The sequence below is a fragment of the Bradyrhizobium sp. genome (genome assembly GCF_047605465.1).
In the GTDB taxonomy this organism is placed as follows: domain Bacteria; phylum Pseudomonadota; class Alphaproteobacteria; order Rhizobiales; family Xanthobacteraceae; genus Bradyrhizobium.
The window spans coordinates 1-22,879 of sequence record NZ_JASGFS010000060.1; the positions used below are offsets into that span (position 1 = coordinate 1).

Consider the following 22,879-nt stretch of genomic DNA (forward strand, 5'->3'; position numbering starts at 1 on the left):
GGCCGCCCCTCTGCCGATGGCGATGACATCTGCGGCAGCTCCCGCCGCCGCACCTGCCGTCATCGTGCTGCGGCCGCTGCGCCCGCGCGAAGAACTGTTCATCATTCGATCGGCCTGCGGCGCCGACATCCGCTCGCTGTGCGCCGGCGTGGCGCCCGGCGGCGGCCGCATCGTGCAATGTGTCGCGAGCAATGCCGCCTCGCTCTCGCCCGCCTGCAGGGACGTGCTCGCCCCGTTCGCCGCGCGATGAGGCCGCGGCCGATGCGACAGCCAATGACCGGCGGCGTGCGCGCAGGAATTCCGCATGCCTTCGGCGACTTCGCGGACCGTTGACATAGACTGGTTTCGATCACGACAAGACCGGGAGGAAGACATGCGTTCGTGCCTGCTTATCGCCTCTGCGCTCCTCGCCTTCGCGGCGACCATGACCTTCGAAGCGTCCGACGCCAATGCCGTGGTCTGCGCCCGCGGCGTCTACCGCGCCGGTTGCGCGGGACCGAACGCCGCGGTGGTGGTCCGCAGGCCGGTGCCGGCGGTCCGGTGCACCACCGTGCTGGTCAACGGTGCCTGGGTGAAGCGCTGCGTCTGAGCGCGGATGGCCAAGCCGGTCCGGTTTGGCTATGCTTCGACGTGATGGTTTCGGACACGCGCCGGGCGTGTTCGAAAGCGGGTTTTGGCGTGCCTCGCCTTGCCGATAATTCTGCTGGCGCCGGATACCGGAGCACATTAGTCTACCCCTAGATAGTAAGTATACTGTCAATTAGGGAGGCGAACGTTGCGGATCGCCGTGATCGGCGGAGGGCCCGGCGGGCTCTATTTCGCCTATCTCTGGAAGAAGCGTCACCCCGAGGATCAAGTCGACCTGTTCGAACAGAACCCGGCCGATGCGACCTGGGGCTTCGGCGTCGTGTTCTCGGACCAGGCGCTGGAGTTCCTGCGCGCCGACGACCCCGAGACCGTCGACGCGATCGCGCCGCATATGGAGAGCTGGGAGAACATCACCCTCAACCTGCATGGCGACAGCGTCGCCATCGACGGCGTCGGCTTCTCCTCGATCGGCCGGCTCGAGTTGCTGAAGTTCCTTCAGCAGCGTGCGCTCGACACCGGCGTCACGCCCCGCTTCGACACGCAGGTGCACGCCATCGATCAGTTCAACGGCTATGACCTGATCGTTGCCGCCGACGGGCTGAACTCGCTGGTGCGCCGCGCCTTCGAAGGCGATTTCGGCACCTCGCTGTCCTACTCGTCCAACAAATTCGTCTGGTACGGCACCTCCAAGCGCTTCGACACGCTGTCGCAGACTTTCGTGAAGACCGATCGCGGCGCCTTCAACGCCCACCATTATCGCTATTCGGCGACCATGAGCACGTTCCTGGTCGAATGCGACCACGCGACCTGGCAGGCCTATGGCTTCGCCTACAAGGACGTCGAGCAGTCCAAGGGCGTCTGCGAGGAGGTCTTCGCCGACACGCTCGGCGGGCACTGCCTGGTGTCCAACAAGTCGGTGTGGCGCAATTTCCCCTGGGTCTGGAACGAGCACTGGTCGTTCAAGAACATGGTGCTGATCGGCGATGCGCTGCATTCGGCACATTTCTCCATCGGCTCGGGCACGCGGCTTGCGATCGAGGACGCCATCGCGCTGGTCAAGGCGCTGGAATCGGATGCGCATCTTGCGACCGCGCTGCATCGCTACCAGGCCGCGCGCAAGCCGATCGTGCAGAAGCTCGTCAATGCGGCGCGTACCTCGGCCGGCTGGTACGAGCGCTTCGCCGAACACATGAAGCTCGACGTCATGGATTTCGCCTACAGCTACATCACCCGTTCCGGGCGCATCGACGATTCCCGGCTGCGGACGATGTCGCCCGGCTTCATGGCACGCTACGAGGCCGCCAAGAACGGCGGAGACGCCGCATGAGCCGCGAGATTCACGACCAAGTGCCCGCCGAAAATCCGGGCGCGCGGGAAATCGGCTTTGCCGTTCCGCAGACCTACAACGCCAGCCGCGTGCTGTTCGACAATCTTGCCAAGGGCCGCGGCGACAAGCCGGCGCTGATCGGGCCGGCGGGCTCACGCAGCTATGCCGAACTCTGCGCAGAAGCCGCCCGGTGGGGCAACGGTCTCGCCTCGCTGGGGCTCGAGCGCGGCGATCGCGTGCTGCTGTTCCTCGACGACACGCCGGCTTATCCGGCGGCGTTCTTCGGCGCCGTCCGCGCCGGCTTCGTGCCGCTGCTGATCAACACGCTGACGCCGCCGGACCTGCTGCAGTTCTATCTCGCCGATTCCGGCGCGGCCGTCGCGGTCGCGGATGCCGAGTTCTGTGGGCGCTTCAACGCGGAAGCCTGCAAGGCGACCGGCCTGAAGACGCTGATCATCGTCAACGGCGCGGCCGGCGATCACGCCGTGCCGCAGGCGATCGCGGCTGCGAGCTGGCTGACCGAGTTCCCGGCCGAACTCGCGGAGGCCGACACCGATCGCAACGAGATGGCGTTCTGGATGTACTCGTCCGGCTCGACCGGCCGGCCCAAGGGCATCGTGCATCTCCAGCACGACATGGCCTACAGCGAGGCCGCCTTTGCAAAGAACGTGTTGAAGCTCGGGCCGGACGACATCTGCTTCTCCGTGCCGAAGATCTTCTTCGCCTACGGCTTCGGCAATTCCGTGACTTTCCCGTTCTCGGCGGGCGCGGCGACGCTGCTGCTGCCGGGCCAGCCGAAGCCCGCCGCGATCTTCGCCGCGGTCGAACAGTACAGGCCGACGGTGTTCTTCGGCCTGCCCACGCTCTACACCTCGCTGACCAAGGCCGACGGCGCGGACAGGACCGATTTCTCGTCGCTGCGCATGTCGCTGTCCGCCGCGGAGGTGCTCTCGGCGGAGGTCTTCAACGGCTGGAAGACGCTCACCGGCCTCGAGATCGTCGAAGGACTCGGTTCGACCGAGGTGCTGCACATCTATCTCTCCAACCGTCCGGAGCGGAAGAAGCTCGGTGCCGCCGGCTTGCGCGTGCCCGGCTACGAGGTTGCGCTCCGCGACAAGGACGGCCGCGAGGTCGGCGACAACGAGGAAGGGATCCTGTGGGTGCGCGGCGATTCCAACACGCCGCTGTACTGGAACCGGCCGGACAAATCAGCCGAGACCATCCGTGAGGAAGGGTGGATCTACACCGGCGACCGCTTCGTGCGCGACAGCGACGGCTTCCACTTCTTCCGCGGCCGCGCCGACGACCTCATCAAGATCTCCGGCCAGTGGGTCTATCCGCTCGAGGTCGAGCTGTGCCTTGCCGATCATCCCGACATCCGCGAATGCGCGGTGTTCGCCGCCGAACTCCCGGATCGCCGGATGACGCTGAAGGCGGTCGTGGTGATGAACAATCGCGCCGCCGACCAAAGCGAGGCGACGCGCAGGCTGCAGGACTACGTCAAGGGCAAGCTGCTGCCGTACAAATATCCGCGCGAGGTGATCTTCACCGACGAACTGCCGAAGACCGGCACCGGCAAGATCGACCGGCAGGCATTGCTGCGGATGTGAGGGCGCGCGCGGGAGAGGCGCAGAGGGTCGTCATGGCCGCCCCCGCGTTTCCTGAGAGGTCCCCGGCCCCCTCGGTATCGTCCCGGCGCAGGCCCCCATACGCCGCAGCGCTGGTCGTTGCGCGAGATGGTCATTGCCGATCTTCGCCAAATCGGGATTTGTGGTTAGGGGTCCCGGCCTTCGCCGGGACGACGGCGGAAAGTCTGGACGGCGAAATGTTTGGCCGCCGCCTGCGTCCCCTCACCCCGCCTTGCCGAGATGCTCCAGCGCGTCTTCCGCCCGCAGCGGCACGCGCGAGGCCTCGTTGTTGAGATCGACGAGCTGCGTCAGCAGCGTCATCAGAACCTTGCGGTCGGCGGCCTTGAGCGGCTCCATCATGCGCGCCTGGGCGCGTTCAACGACGGGGATGATCTCGCGCAGGATCGCCGCGCCCGACCGCGTGAGATACAGCAGCTTGATCCGCTTGTCCTCGGGTGCGGGTTTGCGCTCGATATAGTCCTTGGCCTGCAGCCGCTCGATCACGCTGCCGAGCGTCGAGCGGTCGAAGGCGATCACCGCCGACAGCCGCGTCGCGTCGATGCCTGGATGGGTATGGATCGCGATCAGCGCCGCATATTGCACCGGCGTCAGGTCGAACGCCTTGCACTCCTCCATGAAGATCGAGACCGCGATCTGCTGCATGCGCCGGAACAGGTAGCCCGGCGCGGCATAGACTGCGTCGATGGTGATCGGCGGCAGCGGCTTACTCGGCATCGGGCTGCTTCTCCGGCGCGGCATCGGCGAAGGCCGGCAGCGCCTTGGCCGCGGCCTCCGCCTCGAGCAGGCGCGGATAGGCGGACACGTCGACTCCGAAGCGGCGCGCATTGGCGAGCTGCGGCACGAGGCAGAGATCGGCCAGCGTCGGAGCATCGCCGAAGCAGAACGGGCCGGGTTCATCCCTGATCAGCGTCTCGCAGGCCGAGAGCCCTTCGCGGTTGACCCAGGCCGCCCATTCCTGGACCTTCTCCTCGGCAAGGCCGAGCTCGCGCAAGCGCGCCAGCACCTTCAGGTTCTGCACGGGATGGGTGTCGCAGGCGATCGCCAGCGCGAATGCCCTCACCCTCGCACGGCGCAATAGCTCCTTCGGCAGCAGCGGCGGATTGGGATGGGTCTCGTCGAGCCATTCGATGATGGCGACCGACTGGGTCAGCACCGCTCCCGCATCGTCCTCGAGCGTCGGCACCAGGCCCTGCGGATTGATGGCGAGATAGGCCGGCGCGCATTGCTCGCCCTTGCGCAGATGGTGCGGCAGATGCTCGGCCCCGAGGCCCTTCAGGTTCAGCGCGATCCGCACGCGGTAGGCGGCGCTGGAGCGGAAATAACCGTGCAGCTTCATCGGAACCCTCCCGTGTCGTTCTTGTTCGTCGCGTTGACGCTACCTAGATCGTAAGTATACTGTCAATCAACAATACGAACGAACGGGAGCCGTACCATGGAAGCCGTGACGAAGACGCCGGAACGCGAGGCGTTCTACAAGAAGATCGACGGCGAAAATCTCACCGCACTGTGGACGGTGATGAGCGACCTGATCACGCCGGAGCCGAAGAGCGCCTGCCGGCCGCATCTCTGGAAGTTCGACGTCATCCGCGACTACATGACCGAGGCCGGCAAGCTGATCACCGCCAAGGAGGCCGAGCGGCGCGTGCTGGTTCTGGAAAATCCCGGCCTGCGCGGCCAGTCCAAGATCACGACCTCGCTCTATGCCGGCGTGCAGATGGTGGTGCCCGGCGACGTCGCGCCCGCGCACCGGCACAGCCAGTCGGCGCTGCGCTTCGTGCTCGAGGGCAAGGGCGCCCATACCGCGGTGGACGGCGAGCGCACCGCGATGGAGCCCGGCGACTTCATCATCACGCCGTCGATGACCTGGCACGATCATTCCAACGAGACTGATGAGCCGATGTTCTGGCTCGACGGCCTCGATATCCCGCTGGTGCAGTTCTTCGACTGCTCCTTTGCGGAGGGGTCGAAGGACGATCAGCAGAAGATCACCAAACCCGCCGGCGACAGCTTCGCCCGCTACGGCCACAACCTGTTGCCGGTCGACCTGAAGCGGAGCTCGAAGACCTCGCCGATCTTCAGCTATCCCTATGCCTACACCCGCGAAGCGCTGGAAAAGGCCCGCGCAAGCCAGGAGTGGGATCCATGTCACGGGCTGAAGCTGAAGTTCAGCAACCCCGAGACCGGCGATTTCGCGATGCCGACCATCGGCACCTTCATCCAGCTCCTGCCCAAGGGGTTCAAGACCGCGCGCTATCGCGCGACGGATGCCACCGTGTTCTGCCCGATCGAGGGACGCGGCCGCAGCCGGATCGGCGATGCCGTCTTCGAGTGGGGGCCGCGCGACCTGTTCGTGGTGCCGAGCTGGCAATGGGTGACGCACGAAGCCGATGATGACGCCGTGCTGTTCAGCTTCTCGGATCGTCCGGTGCAGCAGAAACTGGATCTGTTCCGCGAAGACCGCGGCAACGCCTGAACGCCGCCTCATCCTCCGTCATCGCCGGGCCTGCCCCGGCCATCCACGTGCCGCCAGGTCCCCAGAATAGAGGTGGATGCCCGGGACAAGCCCGGGCATGACGACTTCGATTGTGGCGCGCAGCTCCACTCACATCGACATTGCGAGCGCAGCGAAACAATCCAGAATGCCCCGCAGAGACAGCCTGGATTGCTTCGTCGCTTCGCTCCGCGCAATGACGGTGGCTACCGCCAGTGCAGCAGCCGCGTCTCCAGCCAGCCGATCACCTTTCCGACCGCCAGCCCGAACACCGACAGGATCACGACGCCCGCGAGCAGCTGATCCGTCTGCATCAGGTTTCCGGCCTGGAGCACGAATGCCCCGATGCCGTATTGCGCGCCGATCATCTCGGCGCTGACGACGAGGAGCAGCGCGACCGACGCGGTGATGCGGAAGCCGGCGAGGATCGCGGGCAGCGCGCCCGGCCAGATCACCCTGCGCACAATGGTGGCGAAGGGCACGTTGAAGCTCTGCGCCATGCGGATCAGGTTGCGCGGCACGGCGTCGACGCCGCTATAGACCGAGATGGCGGTCGAGAAGAAGACGCCGAGCGCGATGGTCGCGATCTTCGGTTCTTCGCCGATGCCGAGCCAGAGGATGAGGAGCGGCAGCAGCGCGATCTTCGGGATCGGGAACAACGCCGAGATGAAGGTGATGCCGACGCTGCGCGCCAGCCGCGACAAGCCGATGGCGAAGCCGACGGCGACGCCGGCCGCCGTTCCCAACAGCCAACCGACGCCGATGCGCAGCAGCGAGGCCGAAACGTGTTGCCAGAGCGCACCCGACAGCGCGAGCTGGTAGATCGCGCGCGCGATCGCCGACGGCGCCGGAAGGAACAGCGGATTGACGAGACCGGCGCTCCCGGCCGCCTGCCAGATCGCGATGACGAGCGCGAGTGCGATCCAGCCGCCGAAACGGCTGCTGGCGGGCACGAAGCCTGCGCCGCGGAAGCGGACGCGTCGCACCGTGTCGTCTTTCGAAGTCATTCCCTGCGGCGCGCGATCAAGCATGCTGGACCTCGCGCTCGGCATCGATCGCCTCGTTGCGGATCAGCGACCAGATCTCGTTCTGGAGGGCGATCAGCTTCTCCCGCGCCGCCGGCTCGCCGCGCACAGCGCGGGTCATCGGCACGGCGACGACCTCGCGAATGCGTCCCGGCCGGCGCGACAGCACCACGATACGGTCGGCGAGGCGCGCCGCCTCTTCGAGATTGTGCGTGACATAGACCGCGCCCATGCCGCCGTCGGCGAGCAAGCGGACGAAGTCCTCCATCAACAGTTCACGCGTCTGCGAATCCAGCGCGGAGAGCGGCTCGTCCATCAGGAGAATGGCCGGCCTCACCGCGAGCGCGCGCGAAATGCCGACGCGCTGGCGCATGCCGCCGGAGAGCTGCTTCGGATAGGTCGCGCGAAAATCGGTCAAGCCCGTGCGGCGAAGGGCATCGTCGACCAGCGCGCGGCGCTCGGCGGCCGAAAGCCGGGTGTGCAGCAGCGGAAACTCGACGTTCTCCTCGACCGTGGCCCAGGGCAGCAGTGCGAAATCCTGGAACACGAAGGTGAGCGGGTTGAGGCTGTCGGCCGGCGGCGCGCCGCGCAGTTCGGGTGCACCCGATGTCGGCTGCAGCAGCCCGCCAAGGATCGACAGCAGCGTGCTCTTGCCGCAACCGGAAGGTCCGACGATCGCCACCACTTCGCCGGCGCCGACCGTGAACGAAACGTCGTCGAGCACGGCGAGATCGCCGAAGCGGTGGCTGATGTGGTTGGCGATCAGGTCCATTCTGGCTTGTCTATCCTCAACTCCGTCGTTCCGGGGATGGTCCATCGCCCCGGAATGACGGGAGCATCAATCCGCTTTCACGTAATCCCCGGCAATGATCGCATTGGCATCAAAGCCCCTGTCGGCGAAGCCCTGCTCCTGCAACCATTTGATCTGGTTGTCGACGTTCTTGACGTCGAGCTTTCCGTCCGGATCGATATAGGCGCAATTGCCGACCACCTGCTCCAGCGGCAGGTTGGTGTACTTGGCGATGATCTCCAGCAGCGGCTTCGTTTGCTCGTTGACCGGCGCGACGCCGTCCTTCATCGATGCGAGGATGACGTCGTGATATTCGCGATCCGCCTTTGCCAGCGCGCCGAGCAGCTTCGTCACCAGCGCCTTGTTGGTAAGTGTCTTCGGCGAAGCGAATACCGCGCCCAGTTGCCACGGCGTCTCGTCGCCGACCCAGCCCAGGAATTTCGCGCCGCCCTCGTCCATCAGCTTGCGCGCGGTGGAGACCGGAAGCAGCGCGGCATCGACGGTCTCGCCCTTCAGCGCGGCGGCCGCATTCGACAGCGATTGCAGCGGCACGATCTTCACATCCGCGAGCTTGAAGCCGTATTTGTCGGCGAGCAGGCCGAGCGAATAGTGAAAGCTCGAGCCGACCTGCGTCACGGCCACGCGCTTGCCCGCGAGATCCTTTGGCGTCTTCAGCCCGGCGGCATAGGCATTGTTGCTGGCGAAATAGCCGATCAGGGGATAGCCGGCCTTCTCGCGGCTCATGCCGCCGATCACCTTGAGCACGCCCTTGCCGGCGAGATTGTAGAGGCCGGCGGTAAAGGCGGTGACGCCGAAATCGACGTCTCCCGAAGTGGTCGCGACGGCGATCGGCTGCGCCGCGTCGAAGAATTTCAGCTCGACGTCGAGGCCGGCCTCGCGAAAATAACCCTTGTCCTGCGCGATGAAGACGGGCGCCGACGACGACAGGCGGAGCACGCCGATCCTGGCCTTCAGCACGTCCCCGGCCTGGGCCGCACCCATCGCCATGATCGCCACCAGGCCCGCAAGTGCGAGCCGCGCCATCCCGATCATTCCGCTTCCTCCGTCGCCATTCTCTTGGTCGTTCTGTTGCAGCCTGTCACAGCCCTTCGGGCACGGGCTGATCCCGTCCGATGAAGGCGCCCTGTTGTTTCAACGTTTCCTGCAATTTTTCAACCGGGATGTCACGCGGGCTCCGGTTTCCGGACAACGCCAGCGCGGCTGCGGAACCGGCCGCCTCTCCCATCACGAAACAGGCGCCGGACACCCGCGCCGCCGACTGGCCCTCGTGGGTCATCGACGCGCAGCGCCCGGCGACCAGCAGGTTGTCGACGCCTTCCGGCACCAGCATGCGGTAGGGCAACTCGTTATAGCCGCGCGATTCCGGAATCGGCGGGAAGGTGAAGACGACATCGCCGGGAACATGGGCTTCGATCGGCCATCCATTGACACCGATCGAGTCCGCGAAGGAGGCGCAGCCGAGCACATCCTCGCCGCTGAGCTGGTATCCGCCCCTGATGCGACGGGTCTCGCGGATGCCGAGTTGCGGCGGCAGGTCGACGATGTAGGAGTTCTCGAAGCCCGGCACGGTGCGGAGGAATTCGAAGGCGGCAAGCGCCTGCTTGCGGCCCTCGATCTCGCCGCGGGTGAGATCATCGGGCTCGATGCCGTTGATGGCATGACCGTCCTCACGGGCGACCTGCGTGAAATTCACCCGCCATTCGATGCCGGACTTCTGCGGCCGCACGATCGCGCTCTTGCGCGGGAACGTGTGCGTGCCGGCGGCGAGCGCCTTGTCCATCAATTGCGGAATGGTCCGCCACGCATCGCCCGCCTTGTCCGGGTCGATGCCGTTGAGGCGCAGCATCATCGACGGATAGAGCGGATGGCCGTGCTCGTCGCCGACCTCGAACGGCGCGCCGGCCCAGGCCGCGAGATCGCCGTCACCGGAACAATCGATGAAGACCCCGGCGCGCACCGCCTGCCTTCCGGCCTTGGTCTCGACCATCAGCGCGTCGATGCGGCGGTCGCCGGCCATCACCACGCCGGCGCCCAGGGCATGAAAGAGGATGTGCACGTTGTGGCTGGCGAGAAGATCGTCGGCCGCGATCTTGTAGGCCGCGGTGTCGTAGGCCTGCGCGTAGACCTTGCCGAGGATCAGGTGCGGCGCGTTGAGACCGTTCAGGCGATCGATCCGGGCCAGCAAGTCGGACGCCATGCCCTGCACCAGCCGGTGGGCCTTGCCGTGGACGTTGCCATGCAGGCCGCAGAAATTGGTGACGCCGGCGGCCGTGCCCATGCCGCCGAGGAAGCCATAACGCTCGATCAGGAGCGTCCGCCGTCCGGCCCGCGCGGCCGACGCCGCCGCCACGATGCCGGCCGGACCGCCGCCGAGCACGACGACCTCATACTCGCCGTAGAGCGGCACCTGACGTGCCGGTTCTTCGATCGTCATGGCCCGCATGGCGCATCCTGCTCCCGAAATCGCTTGCTTGGAGCGGACTATGAATTAACGCGAGCTGGGCTACAATCCACCGAAATACGCGATCAGCTTTCTCGAATCGCGAAAGGTCGAAAATGGACATCCTGGTGAACCTTCAGGCGTTCCTCGCCACGGCGGACGCGGCCGGTTTCTCGGCCGCCGCGCGAAAACTCGGCGTCTCGACTTCGGTTGTCGCCAAGCGCGTCACGCAACTGGAGGCGCGGATCGGCACGCCGCTGTTTCACCGCTCGACCCGGCAATTGCGGCTGACCGAAGCAGGCCAGCGCTACGTGCATCGGGCGCGCGGTGTCGTCACCGACGCCGCCGATCTGCTCTCACGCATGGGCGAGAAGGGCCACGACCTCGTCGATCACCTCCGCATCAAGGCGCCGACATCGCTGACGGTGGCACGACTCGCCGATGCGTTCAGCGCATTCCAGACGCAGAACCCGCGGCTGAAACTGGAGATCGTGCTGATCGATCGCCCGGTCGATCCCGTCGCCGAAGGGTTCGACATCGCGATCGGCGCGTTCCCGCATTCCTTCGGCGGCGTGGTGGACGAGCCGCTATGTCCGCTGAAGCGGCTGCTGTGCGCCTCGCCGGCCTACCTGAAGACGCACGGAACGCCGAAGCATCCGCGCGATCTCGTCGATCATCGCTGCCTCAGCTTCCTGCCGACCGGCCCCGAGTGGATCTTCGACGGGCCGCGCGGCCGCATCAGCATCCAGGTCAGCCCCCTGCTCTCCTCCAACGAGGGGCGTGTGCTGGTACGGAGCGCGATCGCGGGCAACGGGATCGCGCTGATCTCGGACTATCTCGTGATGGATGCCTTGCGCGACGGCACGCTGAAGCCGGTGCTGCCCGACTTTCCGATTCCGGAACTGTGGGTGAAGGCCGCGATCCCGCAACGGCGGCGCAACGCGGCCGCGGTACAGGCGCTGCTCAAACTGCTCAAGACGTCGCTTGCGCCGGTGCCGTGAACGTGTCGCGCACCCGTCACAACATCGCGGTTGCCCTTGGCCGGCAGACCTGAGAGAAGTCGCGCCGAGCGTGCGGGGCTGCCCGCGACTTTCTATTGTCACGTCAATGAATGGATCCGACCTTTTGAAATTCGCTCCCGTTGCCCTGATCGCGATCGCACTTTCAACCGCCCCCGCCGCGGCCATCGAGCAGAACTGCCGCTTCATCCAGGCCAAGCCCGATCGCGAGGCCTGTTACAAGCGCCAGGAAGACGAGCTTGCGGCAAAGCGAAAGGCCCCCGCGCCGACGGATGATGGCAAGCGACTCGAAACGCTGCGCCAGATGCGCCAGGACGACGAGGCCGTCTATCGCAGCATCCAGAACATCTGCCGGGGCTGCTGACGCTCAGCCGGTCCCGTCTCGCCAGTTCGCCGCGCGCTTCTCGACGAAGGAGGCCAGCCCTTCCGCCGCCTCGGCGCTTTGGCGCTTCACCGAATGCAGGTGCACGAGCCGTTCGTAGGCGGCATCGTCCACGGCCATTCCGCCGAACGAACTCTCCAGCGCGAGACGCTTGGTCTCGGCCATTGCCTCCGGGCCGTTGGCCAGCAATTGCTCGACCACCTTCGTACCGGCGGCTTCCAGCTCGGCCAGCGGCACCACCTCATGCACGAGGCCGATGCGGCGGGCATCCTCGGCGCCGAAGCGTTCGCCGGTCAGCGCATAGCGGCGCACCTGCCGCACGCCGATGGCGTCGCAGAGTTGCGGGATGATGATCGCCGCCGTCAGGCCCCAGCGCACCTCCGTGATCGAGAACAGGGCGTTGTCGGCCGCGATCACGACGTCGCAGGCCGCAATCACGCCGGTGCCGCCGCCGAAACAGCCGCCCTGCACCAGCGCGACCGTCGGGATCGGCAACGTATTGAGCCGTTGCACGGCCTCGAACGTCGCCCGAGACGCGGCCTCGTTCGCCTCGGCAGATTGTGGCCGCACGCCGTTGATCCATTTGAGATCGGCGCCGGCCTGGAAGTGTTTGCCGTTCCCCCTGAGCACGACGACGCGGAGGTTCGGCTTCTTGCCGAGATCGTCCATGGCCGCGAGCACGCCGGCGATCAAGGCGCCGTCATAGGCGTTGTTCACCTCGGGGCGATTCAGCGTGACGGTCGCAACGCCGCGCGCATCGAGGCTCCACAGAACGGGGGTGGCGGTCATCGGCGAATCCTCCGGTCGCTTGCTTGATGCGCACTATGGCCGAGGCCATGCGCCCCGATCCATATCTTTCCGGCGTGGGGTGGCCGCGCCCACCGCATGGCGAGTTGTGCCATGCTGGCATCGGGCGGCAGCCAAGGGACCAGGACGGAACATTACATATGCGTATTTGCATTTTCGGCGCGGGCGCCGTCGGCAGCCATCTCGCGGTCCGGCTGGCGCGCGCCGGCCACGAGGTCTCTTGCGTGATGCGGGGGGCGCATCTGGAGGCTGTGCGCGCCGGAGGTCTCAAGCTGCGCGTCGGCGATTCCGAGGTCAGCGCAAAGGTCAATGCCTCCGGCGATCCGGCGCAGCTCGGCCCGCAGGACGTCGTGATCTGCACGCTGAAGGCGACCGCGCTTCCGGGGATGGTTGCCAGCGTGAAGCCCCTGCTGCAGGACGACACCGCGATCGTGTTCGCGCAGAACGGCATTCCCTGGTGGTATGGTATCGGCCTGCCGCCGCGGCATCCGACGCCGCCCGACATTTCCTTCCTCGACCCGGGCGGGCGCTTGCGCGCCTGCATCCCGAAGGAGCGGATCATCGGCGGGGTGATCTTCTCGTCCAACGAGGTGACCGCGCCGGGCGTCGTGCAGAACCTCACGCCGGACCGCAACCGCCTGCTGATCGGCGAATGCGACGACCGCAATTGCGAGCGCATCACCAGGCTGCGCGGCGTCCTGAACGACGCGCGGCTGGAATCGCCGCCGGTGGCCGAGATCCGCGAGGCGATCTGGTCGAAACTGCTGACCAACATGTCGCTCTCGGTGCTGTGCCTGCTGACCGGCCAGACCGCGCGCGGCGTGCGCGACGACCCCGCCTTTGCCGAAGTGATTCCGCGCATGCTGACCGAGGCCAACGACATCGCGCAGCATTTCATTCCCGAGGTGAAGCGCGTGACGCGCAGCGGCCCCGCTCCCAACCACAAGCCGTCGCTGCTGCAGGATTACGAGCTCGGCCGCGCCATGGAGATCGACGTGCTGGTGAGGGCGCCGGCCGCCTTCGCGCGCACCGCCGGCCTGTCGACGCCGACGCTCGACCTGATCGCCGCGCTCGCGATCCAGAAGGCGCGCGACAAGGGGCTTTATGCCGCGTGACGCGCTTCAGGAAAGCGCGTCGATCCAGGCCGTGAGCGTATCGAGCACCTCCGCAAGCGCTTCGTCATTGCTGCGGCCGGATTTCTTCAGCACCGCGAAGGAATGATCGCCGCCTTCGATCTCGTGCAGCGTCGCTTTCGGACCGAGCGCCTCGATCACGGGCCTGAGGATGCCGAGGTCCGCGAGTTTGTCGCGCGTGCCCTGCAGGAACAGCATTGGACTGGCGATGCCGGCGAGATGCTCGGCGCGCTCGGCCGACGGCTTCCCGTCGGCATGCAGGGGAAAGCCGAGGAAGGCGAGCCCCCTGACGCCCGGCAAGGGTGCCTTCGACTGCGCCTGCGAGGTCATGCGGCCGCCGAACGATTTTCCGCCAGCCACGAGCTTCAGTCCGGGGCACAGCCGTGCCGCCTCCTCGACCGCCGCGCGGATCGCGGCATGCGCGACCGGAGGCTGGTCGGGACGGCCCTGCTTCTTCTCCATATAGGGGAAGTTGAAGCGGAACGTCGCAACGTCCCGCGCCGCGAGGCCTTCCGCGACCTTGGCCATGAAGGAATGCCGCATATCGGCCCCCGCGCCATGCGCCAGAACGTAGCAGGCGCGCGCATCGGCCGGCAGCGTCAGGATCGCGGAGAGCGGCCCGTTGGGCCCGAGGTCGAGCTTGAGCTCTTGAGTTTTGACAGCCACAATCGGACATCCCAACAGATGCGAACCCGGGCGCCTTGGTAGCGTCACCGACGCAGCCTGAAAACACAATAATTGCCGCCGCCGGCTGGCCTACCAAGCCGGAAAAGCCGCATCAATCGAGGTAACCATGGCCTACCGCTCATCCTGGATGACCGAAGAGCTCGACGTCTTCCGCGACCAGTTCCGGAAATATCTCGCCAAGGATCTGGCGCCGCACGCCGAGAAATGGCGCGAGCAGAAGATGGTCGACCGCTTCGCCTGGCGCGGGCTCGGCGAGATGGGGGCGCTGCTGGCGAGCGTACCGGAGGAATATGGCGGACTCGGCGCGACCTTCGCCTACGACGCCGCCGTGCTGGACGACCTCGAAAGCACCGTGCCGGAACTGACGACGGGTGTCTCCGTGCACAGCGCCATCGTCGCGCACTACATCCTCAACTACGGCTCGGAGGAGCAGAAGAAGCGCTGGCTGCCGAAAATGGCCTCGGGCGAGATGGTCGGCGCCATCGCCATGACCGAGCCCGGCACCGGCTCGGACCTGCAGAGCGTCAAGACCACCGCGAAGAAGCAGGGCAATTCCTACGTCATCAACGGCCAGAAGACCTTCATCACCAACGGCCAGGCCGCCGACCTCGTCGTCGTAGTCGCGCGCACCGGCGATGCCGGCGCCAAGGGCATTTCGCTGATCGTGGTCGAGACGGCGGGTGCCGACGGCTACAAGCGCGGACGCAACCTCGACAAGATCGGCCTGCACGCCTCCGACACCTCGGAACTGTTCTTCGACAACGTCACGGTGCCGCCGGAGAACCTGCTCGGCAACGAGGAAGGCCAGGGCTTCGTCCAGCTCATGCAGCAATTGCCGCAGGAACGGCTCGCGCTGGCGGTCGGCGCAGTCGCCTCGATGGAGCGCGCGGTCAGACTCACCACGGAGTACACCAAGGAGCGGAAGGCGTTCGGCAAGCCGCTGATGGATTTCCAGAACACCGCCTTCAAACTCGCCGAGCGCAAGACCGAGGCGATGATCGCGCGCGTCTTCGTCGACTGGTGCGTCGAGCGGCTGGTCGCCAAGGATCTCGACACCGTCACCGCCTCCATGGCGAAATACTGGTGCTCGGAGAAGCAGGTCGAGACCGCCGACGAATGCCTCCAGCTGTTCGGCGGCTACGGCTACATGCAGGAATATCCGATCTCGCGCATCTTCATCGATTCCCGCATCCAGAAGATCTATGGCGGCACCAACGAGATCATGAAGCTGCTGATCGCGAGGTCGCTGTAGCGGTTTCTATCCCGGCGTCCGGGGGCTCCCCGATCGCGGAGATCCCCGGGCATTCTTGCGTCACGATGAGTGGCGATCCCGGCATGACTCGAACATGCGACCTACGGTTTAGGAAACCGCCGCTCTATCCGGCTGAGCTACGGGACCGCGGAACCCGCCGCGTGGCGGGTTGCCTGGGCCCACTCATATCAAAGCAGTGGCCGGATCGGAAGCCCTTCGGTGGGCCCGATGCGGCCGCAGGCCGGTGTCACACCTCAGAATCTGTAGTTCAGGCCGGCGCGCACGATGTTGAAGCTGAGGCTCGAAAAATTCGCGGTGTAGGACGCCGGAATGCCTCCATTGCCCCTGAACGCGGTGCCGATGACGCTGTTGCCGCCGAGGTCGACATAGAGGTACTCGGCCTTCGCGGTCAGATTCTGCAGGAGCGCGTATTCAAAGCCGGCGCCCGCGGTCCAGCCGGCACGAACTCCGGAGGAGGCACCCGCAAAGCATGTCTCGTTCGGTGAGCAGCTGAAGCCATACACGCCGTTTCTGACGTTGACGCCGGACGGCCGCGTAAGTGAGATGTCTTCCCCGACATGGCCGTAGGCCAGGCCGCCGGTCGCGAACACAAGGAAGCGATCGGACGGAAGCCAGCCGAGACGTGCCCTCACTGTGCCGAACCAGTCGACCTTCTGGCTCGCCGCAAAGAAGGCGGCGCCGAAGCTGACGGGACTGGTCGCGACGGCCGATCCCTTGATATCGGAGGCGTTGATGTCGGTTTCGACACCGGCCACCCATTGCCTGCCGATCTGCCTGTTGTAGCCGATCTGGACACCGCCCAAGGCGCCCGAATTATTCCAGGTGCTGGAGGGGAACGTCGATCCCGTCACCATGATCGCGTTGTTCGGAACGTACGAGACCGAGCGGTCGTCCCAGCCATATCCTGCGTTCACGCCGACATAGAAGCCGGACCAGTCATATGCGGCCGCCGGCACCGGTGCCTTCGTGTAGGGGCGGGCGGCAATATCGGCGGCATGAGCGCCGGACACTCCGAGCATGACGGCGGCCGCCGCAATCAAAGACTTCTTCATCATAGCTATCAACATCCATTCCAAAAGAGCCGAGGAGCGGCAACGCCAACCGGGCACGGATGACGCGGCGCCGCGAGCGCAAGCGACCGCCGACCCGCTCGCGCGAATCGCCATCTTGCAAACAACGGGATCATCATCGGGAAATGATGTCGCACCGTCCTTGCATGTCGCGCAAAAATCTTGCACGGCACGCAATAGACGGGTGACGGAATTCAGCAGCGGGTTGGGGCCAGTGCCGAAGTTCAGGTTTACATCGGATCATCTTCCATCGGCTCTGCCTGCGCGCATGCGGGCAAAACTCTGGGCGGATTCCATGGAGGCGATCGGCTCGTCCTTCGCCATGGGCATCGTCGCGAGCCGCAAGTTTCACGGAGAGGTTTCCGTCCTGAAGCTGGGCCGGATCCAGCTCGGCTCGGCTACGACGATCTCGGACGGCGCCGTGACGGTGCTCCGATCCGAAGCCAAGCTTCGTCAGGATTCCGACGATCGCATCATGATCCTGGTCAATCGCGGCGAGACGCCCATGCACGTTCGCCAGTTCGACCGTGAGGTCAAGCTGAAGTCCGGCGAGATGACCGTGCTGACGATGGACATGCCGAGCGAATGCTCGACACCGCAAAGCGGCCAGTCGCATGTGATCCTGCTGCCGCGGGAGATCCTGCAACGACCCGGTCGCATGCTGGAGCAATTCTCGGCGACGCATCTCGACACGCATCGCGCCGCTCAACGCCTGCTGAGTCAGCATGTGCAGCATCTGCTTGACGCCGAAGACGATCTCGACGATCTGCTGGAAACCGCGTCGGGCGAATACATCGCGCAGCTCGCAACCGGCATCCTGCAGACACGACACCCGCAGCCGGCGGTATCGCAGGCCGGAAAGCCGAGCACGCGGAAGCCGGGCACGCGCCTTGCCGACATCCGCAAGCAGATCGCCCGCTGCTACCGCTCTCCCGATCTCAAGCCCGCAACGATCGGCAAACGCCTCGGCATGTCCGGGCGGTCGATCCAGCACGTTCTGAACCAACACGACACGACCTTCAGCGCGGAAGTCATGGCGATGAGGCTGGAAGCCGCGTTCGGAATGCTCCGGAGCGGCATGACCGATTCGATCTCCGACATCGCCTTCCGATGCGGCTTCACCGATCTTTCGACATTCTACCGCGCATTTCGCGCACGCTACGGCGGCACCCCGAATGCATCGCGTGGCGCCAAGGAGACCGCACGCAGGTAACCGCGCGGTCGCAACCGCTTCCGCCGCGACGAAGCCCCGGTATCTTACGTCGCCCCGAAACCAGAGCCCGCCTTCCTGTATTCCGGACGCGGCGGGCTGAAGATGTCCAGCACGCGCGCGCCGTCGGGGCCGGCGCGCATGGTGTGCGGCACGTTGCCGGGCGTCCGCCAGAAATCGCCCTTCTTCACCGCGATCTCTTCATCGCCCTGGACGCGGATGGCGGAGCCGTCGAGCAGCACGCCCCATTGCTCCTCGGGATGATGATGCAGCGTGCCCTGCGCATGCGGTGCCAGCGTCACCACCGACAGCATCGCCTGTTCGCCGGAGAAAATGCGCGTGGTCACACCGGCCGCGAGCTCCCGAAACAGTCCGTCGGCGGCATCGTCGAGATTGTGGAATTCTTCCTTCTGGCTCACGCCATCCTCCCCGTCTTCGTCGCCTGATCAGGATTTGCCGTACGAGCCCTGGTAGCGGCCCTCGCGGATCGCCTTCAGCGTCTCTTCCTCGCGTGCGACCTGGGCGCGCACGGCGTCGAGCAGTGCCGCGGCACCAGCGGCGGGAAAGGACACGACGCCGTCCTCGTCGCCGACGACGATGTCGCCCGGCGCGATGACGCTGCCGCCGATCGTGACGGGCACGTTGATCTCACCGGGACCGCTCTTGTAGGGACCGCGATGGATCACCGCGCGGGCGTAGCAGGGAAAGTCGGACGCCGCGAAGGCCGCGACGTCGCGGATCGCGCCGTCGATGACATAGCCTTCGGCTTTGCGCCACTGCGCGATGTTCTTCATGATCTCGCCGACCAGCGCCCGCGTCTCGTCCCCGCCGCCATCGACCACGATGACGTCACCCGGCCCGACCAGCTCGAGGGCGCGGTGAATCGCCAGATTGTCACCCGCCCGGGTGCGCACCGTGAACGCCGTCCCCACCAGCTTGCCGCCGCGATGATAGGGCCTCAGTCCCACTGCACCGGGCAGCCGGCCGAGATTGTCCGAAATCACCGAGGTCGGCGCATTTCGGAAACCTTCGATGATGTCGGCCGGCGGCTTCGGCACACTGTTCGCGGCGATGGTGATGGTCATGACGGTCTCGTCCTTTTCGAATGTGTCTCAGTCGGCATGCGGCCGCGCGTTCGCCGGCAGGATCCGGAACGCGCGCCCTTCTCTCATCCACGCCGCGCGCTCGTCGCGCAACAGGGTGCGGCGGACTTTTCCGGAATCATCGCGCGGCGGAGCGCTCACGATCTCGAAACTCTCGGGGTGCTTGTAGCGGCTGAGCTTGTCCTTGACGAAGTCCGCCATGCTGTCGGCGATCGCCTGGCCGTCCGCGCCGGGGTCCGGCTCGATGATGGCGTGCACGCGCTGGCCGAATTCCGGATCGGGCAGACCCACCACCACGCAGGAGCGCACGCCGGGACAGGCGGAGACCGCGGCCTCGACCTCGGCCGGATAGATGTTGGCACCACCGCGCAACACCATGTCGGCGAGGCGATCGCCGAGATAGAGATAGCCGTCCGCGTCCAGCCTGCCGATATCGCCGAGCGATTCCCAGCCGTCCGCGCGGCGCTTCGGCTCGGCGCCGAGGTAGTGATAGGTGGCGTCCTTGCCGTCATTGTTGAGGAAATAGATCTCGCCGGTTTCGCCCGGCGCGACATCGTTGCCGTCCTCGCCGACGATGCGCAGCTTCGCCATCTCGCCGATCTTGCCGACCGAGCCCTTGTGCGCGAGCCATTCCGTGCCCGAGATGATGCAGGAGCCCTGCCGCTCGGTGCCGCCGTAGAGCTCCCAGACCCGCTCCGGTCCGAGCCACGCGATCCAGTTCTCCTTCAACCAGGGCGGCATCGGCGCGGCCATATGGAAAACGGTCTGCAGGCTCGACAGATCGTAACCGTTGCGCACGTTCTCCGGCAGCGCCCAGATCCGGTGCATCATGGTCGGCACGAAATTGATCCACTGCACACGCTCGCGCTCGATCTGGCGCAGCGTCTCCTCAGCGTCGAACTTGATGAGGCCGGTGAGCGTGCCGCCGGTGAACAGCGCGAAATGCGACACGATGAAGGGCGCATTGTGATAGAGCGGGCCCGGATTGAGCAGCGAGGCACCGACGGGGATGTTGAGCGGCGGCGGCGCCACGGTGTCGGTCACGGCCGGCTGGTGGTCTAGGATCACCTTCGGCCGCCCTGTCGAGCCGCCGCTGGTCATCGCTTTCCAGTAGCGCGCGACGGGCGAGGTCAGCGGCTCGTCCGAAAACCCTTCCGGCACGAAATCCGCGGGAAGCCGGTTCGGCGCGTTCCAGTCGGCCTCGCCGCCGACCACCAGCGCCGGCTTCAGGATGTCGAGCACAGCGGCAGCTTCGCCGCGCGGCAGCCGCCACGACAGCGAGGTCGGCGTCGCCCCGCATTTCCACACGGCGAAACTGGTTTCGAAGAACGCATTGCCATTCGGCAACCCGATGGCGACGAAGTCACCGGGCTTCACGCCCTTGGCGGCAAAGGCCCGCGCCCGCCGGTTGGCGCCGCGCTCGAGCTCGTCCCATGTCAGCGTGTCCTGCCCATGGCGGACGGCGACCGTACCTTGCGGCTTGCGTTGAGCGTACCAGCGCGGCACATCGGACAGGGGCAGCAGCATCAGGCGTTTCCACTTCGTCTTCTTGGCGTCGCCTCACGATGAGGCACGTCGCGGATGGAAGTGTAACAGCCGGAGCCGAGCCTTCAAGGCATCTGCCCTCAAGACGTTTAGGTTGAGGATGCCCGCGTCAGCGCTCCGCTCCGCAGCCCGGAATATCGAACAGCGCGGCGAGCCCGCATTTCGAGGTCAGCATCTTGTCGCCGTCATGACCGACGCCGACGACGTCCCACACCTTGTGATTGGGCGTGCCGTGGTCGCGCTTCGCCATCACGTCCGCATAGGCGTGACCGCGGGCATAGCGATAGGGACCTTGCGCCCTGGCCATGCAGCTCTTGTCCAGCGCCGGATGCTGGGGATTGGTGTCGAGCGTGCCGAGCAGATAGATCACGTCGCGCTCGACATAGCGCTGCTCCAGCGCGGCCGGCGTTGCGTCCGCGAGATAAGGCGGACGCTCGTCCATACCGTATTTCCAGTTGTTGTAGCCCTGGCACGATGCGGCGATCTCGGGTACGGGCCGTTCCGCGCTGAAATAGGCGTAGGAGGACGGATTGGCGACGACGTAACGCACATCGATGTGCTGACGCGACAGCATCGCCTCGCCCTTGCCGGCGATGGCGTAGCGCTGTGCGACCTGGCCGCCGCCGGAATGGCCGGCGACCACGACCTGCTTCAGGTTCGGGAAGATACGCCGGTCGGACAGCTTCGCGAGGATGGCATCGAGCGCGTCGAACGAGGAGACCGGATTCGGTGCAAGCGCGGCATCGCCGCCCTCCCAGCCTTCCAGTGACCAGCGCAGCGTGTCCTCGGGCAGCTTGTGCGCGTCGACATCGATCTGCGCCAGGAACTGCGGCACGATCATCAGCGCGCTCCGGCCGTCATTGCCCGCGGCGAGTTGCGCGGTGTGGGCCGACATGTAGTACTCGTCGGCGTTGCGCAGGCGACCATGCAGCACGATGATGGCGCGCGAGATCGCCGGCAGCGGCATCGACCAGTCGCTGGAGAGATAGAGCGGCAGGATGCCCTGGCCTCCGACCGAGAGGCGTGCGTCCGCAATCGCCTTCACCGGCTTGCGGTTGGGGGCGTCCTCCTCAGCGGCGAGCACACGCCCGCACATGAGCGCCAACGCGATTGCCGCGAAACAAGCCAGCGCTCTCATGTCCGGTCCCTCCTCGTGTTCCGATCCGTAAAATTCTAATCGCTTCACGTGCCGCGAGGCTGTGACTCCGGCGCCACGTCAAGCAAAAAATGTCAGCATTACAGCCACGAAATTCCCGAGTTCCATGCGTGACATTCCGGCGATAAACGGGCAAAAATTCACTGCGACTCAGTTGAAGTTGCGCCTTTCAGGGAATGCTCTCGTAGAATGCCGTCCGTGTTCGCATCGCGTCATGTGGCGCCTCTTGTCGTTGCGACAGCAGGCTTTTTTCTGCTGATGCCGTCGCATGCCGACGCGCAATGGTGGAAGCGCGCGCCGGCCGACTTCGAGGAATGTGCCGACGCCGCCGAAAAGGCCGCGACCAAGGCCGAGAAGACGAGCGCGCTCGCTCAATGCAACGCGAAGTTCGCCGGCCGCCGCAAGCCCGGCGGCGGCTATGCCTATTACGACTTCCTGCAGGACCGCACCTTCGACATCGCGGGACCGAATCCGACGCCTGACGAACAAAGGAAGATCGACGAAGCCTACACCGCCTATCTCGCCAATCAGCGCCGCAGCAACGAAGCGGCGGCAGCCGCCGCGCGCCAGCAGCGCGAGCAGGAGGAACAGCAGGCGAAGCAGGTCCAGCAGGTCGCATTGCGAACCGAAACCGCGCGCGTGCCCGTTCCGGTCGAGCGGCCCAAGGTGCAGCAGGGTGCAAGCCCGCGGCAGAAGGGCGCGCCCTGCACCAAAGGATCGTTCTCCTGCGAATGGCCGCGGCTGTCGGAGGGATTGAACGACCTGAAGAAGCTGTTCAACCCGACGCCGAGCAAGCCCGCCAAGAAGGGCTGAGTCAGCTACGACCATCATTGCATGCGCAGCTGGCGATGACGCGTCGGATGGAAATCCATCTCAACGCCTCCGCCGTGATCATGGCGAAAGCCGGGACGGCGACCGGCGATGGCGTCAGTTCGTCTGCTTCTTCTTGCCACGCTTCGGCGTGACGACCACAGGGGTCACCGGCGCCGGCGCTGCCGGTGGATTGCCCAGCGCAGACCGGCTCTCCTTCAGGCGCGCGTCGTAGCCGGGCGAGTTCATGACGGTCGGCGGCCGCGCATGCGCGACAGTCGAGGCGCCGCAGAGCACAGCCAGCATGATCCCGATCGTCAAACCGCGCGTCATCATCGCTTCGCCCCCTTGAC

25 protein-coding genes and 1 tRNA gene are annotated in these 22,879 nt (G+C 65.9%); 11 read left to right on the forward strand and 15 right to left on the reverse strand.

The window, feature by feature from the left end:
* The 4 genes from QM712_RS29510 to QM712_RS29525 form a co-directional block, all read left to right on the forward strand.
* On the forward strand, positions 1–250 hold a 250-nt coding region (locus QM712_RS29510), incomplete at its 5' end, for a cysteine rich repeat-containing protein (RefSeq protein WP_415026669.1).
* 123 nt (positions 251–373) lie between these two features.
* Positions 374–589, forward strand: a complete 216-nt coding sequence (locus QM712_RS29515) for a hypothetical protein (RefSeq protein ID WP_415026670.1) — start codon at positions 374–376, stop codon at positions 587–589.
* Positions 590–775: 186 nt separating this feature from the next.
* Entirely contained in the window at positions 776–1,915 is a 1,140-nt protein-coding gene (locus QM712_RS29520; RefSeq protein WP_415026671.1) for an FAD-dependent monooxygenase, read from the forward strand.
* Positions 1,912–3,525, forward strand: coding sequence for a benzoate-CoA ligase family protein (locus QM712_RS29525; protein ID WP_415026672.1), 1,614 nt, complete (start codon positions 1,912–1,914; stop codon positions 3,523–3,525). Before QM712_RS29520 ends, QM712_RS29525 begins: the two co-directional genes overlap by 4 nt.
* A 240-nt stretch (positions 3,526–3,765) precedes the next feature.
* On the opposite strand, the gene QM712_RS29530 is transcribed toward QM712_RS29525, so the two are convergent.
* Both QM712_RS29530 and maiA read right to left on the reverse strand, forming a co-directional pair.
* Entirely contained in the window at positions 3,766–4,278 is a 513-nt protein-coding gene (locus QM712_RS29530) for a MarR family winged helix-turn-helix transcriptional regulator (protein WP_415026673.1), read from the reverse strand.
* Positions 4,268–4,900 (reverse strand): maleylacetoacetate isomerase, encoded by a 633-nt coding sequence (gene maiA, locus QM712_RS29535; protein ID WP_415026674.1) that lies wholly within the window; start codon positions 4,898–4,900, stop codon positions 4,268–4,270. The genes QM712_RS29530 and maiA overlap by 11 nt, the downstream gene beginning before the upstream one ends.
* A gap of 96 nt (positions 4,901–4,996) precedes the next feature.
* Between maiA and gtdA the strand changes: the two genes are divergently transcribed.
* On the forward strand, positions 4,997–6,037 hold the full coding sequence (gene gtdA, locus QM712_RS29540) for a gentisate 1,2-dioxygenase (protein ID WP_415026675.1): 1,041 nt from the start codon (positions 4,997–4,999) through the stop codon (positions 6,035–6,037).
* 224 nt (positions 6,038–6,261) lie between these two features.
* On the opposite strand, the gene QM712_RS29545 is transcribed toward gtdA, so the two are convergent.
* The 4 genes from QM712_RS29545 to QM712_RS29560 form a co-directional block, all read right to left on the reverse strand.
* On the reverse strand, positions 6,262–7,086 hold the full coding sequence (locus tag QM712_RS29545) for an ABC transporter permease (protein ID WP_415026676.1): 825 nt from the start codon (positions 7,084–7,086) through the stop codon (positions 6,262–6,264).
* Positions 7,079–7,852: an ABC transporter ATP-binding protein gene (locus tag QM712_RS29550; RefSeq protein ID WP_415026677.1), complete on the reverse strand. Its 774-nt coding sequence runs from the start codon at positions 7,850–7,852 to the stop codon at positions 7,079–7,081. The genes QM712_RS29545 and QM712_RS29550 overlap by 8 nt, the downstream gene beginning before the upstream one ends.
* A 66-nt stretch (positions 7,853–7,918) precedes the next feature.
* Entirely contained in the window at positions 7,919–8,923 is a 1,005-nt protein-coding gene (locus QM712_RS29555; protein WP_415026678.1) for an ABC transporter substrate-binding protein, read from the reverse strand.
* 46 nt (positions 8,924–8,969) lie between these two features.
* Positions 8,970–10,334: an FAD-dependent oxidoreductase gene (locus QM712_RS29560; protein WP_415026679.1), complete on the reverse strand. Its 1,365-nt coding sequence runs from the start codon at positions 10,332–10,334 to the stop codon at positions 8,970–8,972.
* 113 nt (positions 10,335–10,447) lie between these two features.
* Between QM712_RS29560 and QM712_RS29565 the strand changes: the two genes are divergently transcribed.
* Entirely contained in the window at positions 10,448–11,332 is an 885-nt protein-coding gene (locus tag QM712_RS29565) for a LysR family transcriptional regulator (RefSeq protein WP_415026680.1), read from the forward strand.
* Between the two features lie 124 nt (positions 11,333–11,456).
* On the forward strand, positions 11,457–11,714 hold the full coding sequence (locus QM712_RS29570; protein WP_415026681.1) for a hypothetical protein: 258 nt from the start codon (positions 11,457–11,459) through the stop codon (positions 11,712–11,714).
* A 3-nt stretch (positions 11,715–11,717) separates the two neighbouring features.
* Here the strand turns inward: QM712_RS29570 and QM712_RS29575 are convergent, their stop codons facing one another.
* Positions 11,718–12,521 carry an enoyl-CoA hydratase-related protein gene (locus tag QM712_RS29575; protein WP_415026682.1) on the reverse strand — a complete coding sequence of 268 codons (804 nt, stop codon included), beginning with the start codon at positions 12,519–12,521 and terminating at the stop codon, positions 11,718–11,720.
* A gap of 158 nt (positions 12,522–12,679) precedes the next feature.
* Here QM712_RS29575 and QM712_RS29580 point away from each other — a divergent pair, with 158 nt between their 5' ends.
* Positions 12,680–13,654: a ketopantoate reductase family protein gene (locus tag QM712_RS29580; RefSeq protein WP_415026683.1), complete on the forward strand. Its 975-nt coding sequence runs from the start codon at positions 12,680–12,682 to the stop codon at positions 13,652–13,654.
* Between the two features lie 6 nt (positions 13,655–13,660).
* On the opposite strand, the gene QM712_RS29585 is transcribed toward QM712_RS29580, so the two are convergent.
* Entirely contained in the window at positions 13,661–14,338 is a 678-nt protein-coding gene (locus tag QM712_RS29585) for an alpha/beta family hydrolase (protein WP_415026684.1), read from the reverse strand.
* A gap of 127 nt (positions 14,339–14,465) precedes the next feature.
* On the opposite strand from QM712_RS29585, the gene QM712_RS29590 reads away from it, so the two are divergent.
* Positions 14,466–15,611, forward strand: coding sequence for an acyl-CoA dehydrogenase family protein (locus QM712_RS29590; RefSeq protein ID WP_415026685.1), 1,146 nt, complete (start codon positions 14,466–14,468; stop codon positions 15,609–15,611).
* A 70-nt stretch (positions 15,612–15,681) separates the two neighbouring features.
* Here the strand turns inward: QM712_RS29590 and QM712_RS29595 are convergent.
* Positions 15,682–15,758: transfer RNA gene (locus QM712_RS29595), tRNA-Arg, on the reverse strand.
* Positions 15,759–15,865: 107 nt separating this feature from the next.
* Positions 15,866–16,684, reverse strand: coding sequence for an outer membrane protein (locus QM712_RS29600; RefSeq protein ID WP_415026686.1), 819 nt, complete (start codon positions 16,682–16,684; stop codon positions 15,866–15,868).
* Between QM712_RS29600 and QM712_RS29605 the strand changes: the two genes are divergently transcribed.
* The gene (locus QM712_RS29605) at positions 16,650–17,915 is read left to right on the forward strand and encodes a helix-turn-helix domain-containing protein (RefSeq protein WP_415026687.1); all 1,266 of its coding nucleotides are present in this window, start codon (positions 16,650–16,652) and stop codon (positions 17,913–17,915) included. The genes QM712_RS29600 and QM712_RS29605 overlap by 35 nt on opposite strands.
* Positions 17,916–17,959: 44 nt before the next feature.
* On the opposite strand, the gene QM712_RS29610 is transcribed toward QM712_RS29605, so the two are convergent.
* The 4 genes from QM712_RS29610 to QM712_RS29625 all read right to left on the reverse strand — a co-directional run bounded on the left by QM712_RS29610 (position 17,960) and on the right by QM712_RS29625 (position 21,698).
* Positions 17,960–18,331 (reverse strand): cupin domain-containing protein, encoded by a 372-nt coding sequence (locus QM712_RS29610; RefSeq protein WP_415026688.1) that lies wholly within the window; start codon positions 18,329–18,331, stop codon positions 17,960–17,962.
* A gap of 27 nt (positions 18,332–18,358) precedes the next feature.
* Positions 18,359–18,997: an RraA family protein gene (locus tag QM712_RS29615; protein ID WP_415026689.1), complete on the reverse strand. Its 639-nt coding sequence runs from the start codon at positions 18,995–18,997 to the stop codon at positions 18,359–18,361.
* Positions 18,998–19,024: 27 nt separating this feature from the next.
* A complete protein-coding gene (locus tag QM712_RS29620) occupies positions 19,025–20,542 on the reverse strand; it encodes an AMP-binding protein (RefSeq protein ID WP_415026690.1) in 1,518 nt (505 codons plus the stop codon).
* Positions 20,543–20,669: 127 nt separating this feature from the next.
* Positions 20,670–21,698, reverse strand: coding sequence for an alpha/beta hydrolase (locus tag QM712_RS29625; protein WP_415026691.1), 1,029 nt, complete (start codon positions 21,696–21,698; stop codon positions 20,670–20,672).
* A gap of 207 nt (positions 21,699–21,905) precedes the next feature.
* On the opposite strand from QM712_RS29625, the gene QM712_RS29630 reads away from it, so the two are divergent.
* Positions 21,906–22,529: a hypothetical protein gene (locus QM712_RS29630; RefSeq protein WP_415026692.1), complete on the forward strand. Its 624-nt coding sequence runs from the start codon at positions 21,906–21,908 to the stop codon at positions 22,527–22,529.
* A 114-nt stretch (positions 22,530–22,643) separates the two neighbouring features.
* Here the strand turns inward: QM712_RS29630 and QM712_RS29635 are convergent, their stop codons facing one another.
* Positions 22,644–22,859 carry a hypothetical protein gene (locus QM712_RS29635; protein ID WP_415026693.1) on the reverse strand — a complete coding sequence of 72 codons (216 nt, stop codon included), beginning with the start codon at positions 22,857–22,859 and terminating at the stop codon, positions 22,644–22,646.
* Positions 22,860–22,879: the final 20 nt, after the last annotated feature.

Excerpts from the sequence above, each read along its gene's own strand:
- QM712_RS29515 (WP_415026670.1), top strand. The coding sequence starts at position 374 with ATGCGTTCGTGCCTGCTTATCGCCTCTGCGCTCCTCGCCTTCGCGGCG.
- QM712_RS29525 (WP_415026672.1), top strand. The coding sequence starts at position 1,912 with ATGAGCCGCGAGATTCACGACCAAGTGCCCGCCGAAAATCCGGGCGCG.
- QM712_RS29530 (WP_415026673.1), bottom strand. The coding sequence starts at position 4,278 with ATGCCGAGTAAGCCGCTGCCGCCGATCACCATCGACGCAGTCTATGCC.
- maiA (WP_415026674.1), bottom strand. The coding sequence starts at position 4,900 with ATGAAGCTGCACGGTTATTTCCGCTCCAGCGCCGCCTACCGCGTGCGG.
- gtdA (WP_415026675.1), top strand. The coding sequence starts at position 4,997 with ATGGAAGCCGTGACGAAGACGCCGGAACGCGAGGCGTTCTACAAGAAG.
- QM712_RS29545 (WP_415026676.1), bottom strand. The coding sequence starts at position 7,086 with ATGCTTGATCGCGCGCCGCAGGGAATGACTTCGAAAGACGACACGGTG.
- QM712_RS29550 (WP_415026677.1), bottom strand. The coding sequence starts at position 7,852 with ATGGACCTGATCGCCAACCACATCAGCCACCGCTTCGGCGATCTCGCC.
- QM712_RS29555 (WP_415026678.1), bottom strand. The coding sequence starts at position 8,923 with ATGATCGGGATGGCGCGGCTCGCACTTGCGGGCCTGGTGGCGATCATG.
- QM712_RS29560 (WP_415026679.1), bottom strand. The coding sequence starts at position 10,334 with ATGCGGGCCATGACGATCGAAGAACCGGCACGTCAGGTGCCGCTCTAC.
- QM712_RS29565 (WP_415026680.1), top strand. The coding sequence starts at position 10,448 with ATGGACATCCTGGTGAACCTTCAGGCGTTCCTCGCCACGGCGGACGCG.
- QM712_RS29575 (WP_415026682.1), bottom strand. The coding sequence starts at position 12,521 with ATGACCGCCACCCCCGTTCTGTGGAGCCTCGATGCGCGCGGCGTTGCG.
- QM712_RS29580 (WP_415026683.1), top strand. The coding sequence starts at position 12,680 with ATGCGTATTTGCATTTTCGGCGCGGGCGCCGTCGGCAGCCATCTCGCG.
- QM712_RS29590 (WP_415026685.1), top strand. The coding sequence starts at position 14,466 with ATGGCCTACCGCTCATCCTGGATGACCGAAGAGCTCGACGTCTTCCGC.
- QM712_RS29605 (WP_415026687.1), top strand. The coding sequence starts at position 16,650 with ATGACGGCGGCCGCCGCAATCAAAGACTTCTTCATCATAGCTATCAAC.
- QM712_RS29600 (WP_415026686.1), bottom strand. The coding sequence starts at position 16,684 with ATGAAGAAGTCTTTGATTGCGGCGGCCGCCGTCATGCTCGGAGTGTCC.
- QM712_RS29615 (WP_415026689.1), bottom strand. The coding sequence starts at position 18,997 with ATGACCATCACCATCGCCGCGAACAGTGTGCCGAAGCCGCCGGCCGAC.
- QM712_RS29620 (WP_415026690.1), bottom strand. The coding sequence starts at position 20,542 with ATGCTGCTGCCCCTGTCCGATGTGCCGCGCTGGTACGCTCAACGCAAG.
- QM712_RS29625 (WP_415026691.1), bottom strand. The coding sequence starts at position 21,698 with ATGAGAGCGCTGGCTTGTTTCGCGGCAATCGCGTTGGCGCTCATGTGC.
- QM712_RS29630 (WP_415026692.1), top strand. The coding sequence starts at position 21,906 with ATGCCGTCCGTGTTCGCATCGCGTCATGTGGCGCCTCTTGTCGTTGCG.
- QM712_RS29635 (WP_415026693.1), bottom strand. The coding sequence starts at position 22,859 with ATGACGCGCGGTTTGACGATCGGGATCATGCTGGCTGTGCTCTGCGGC.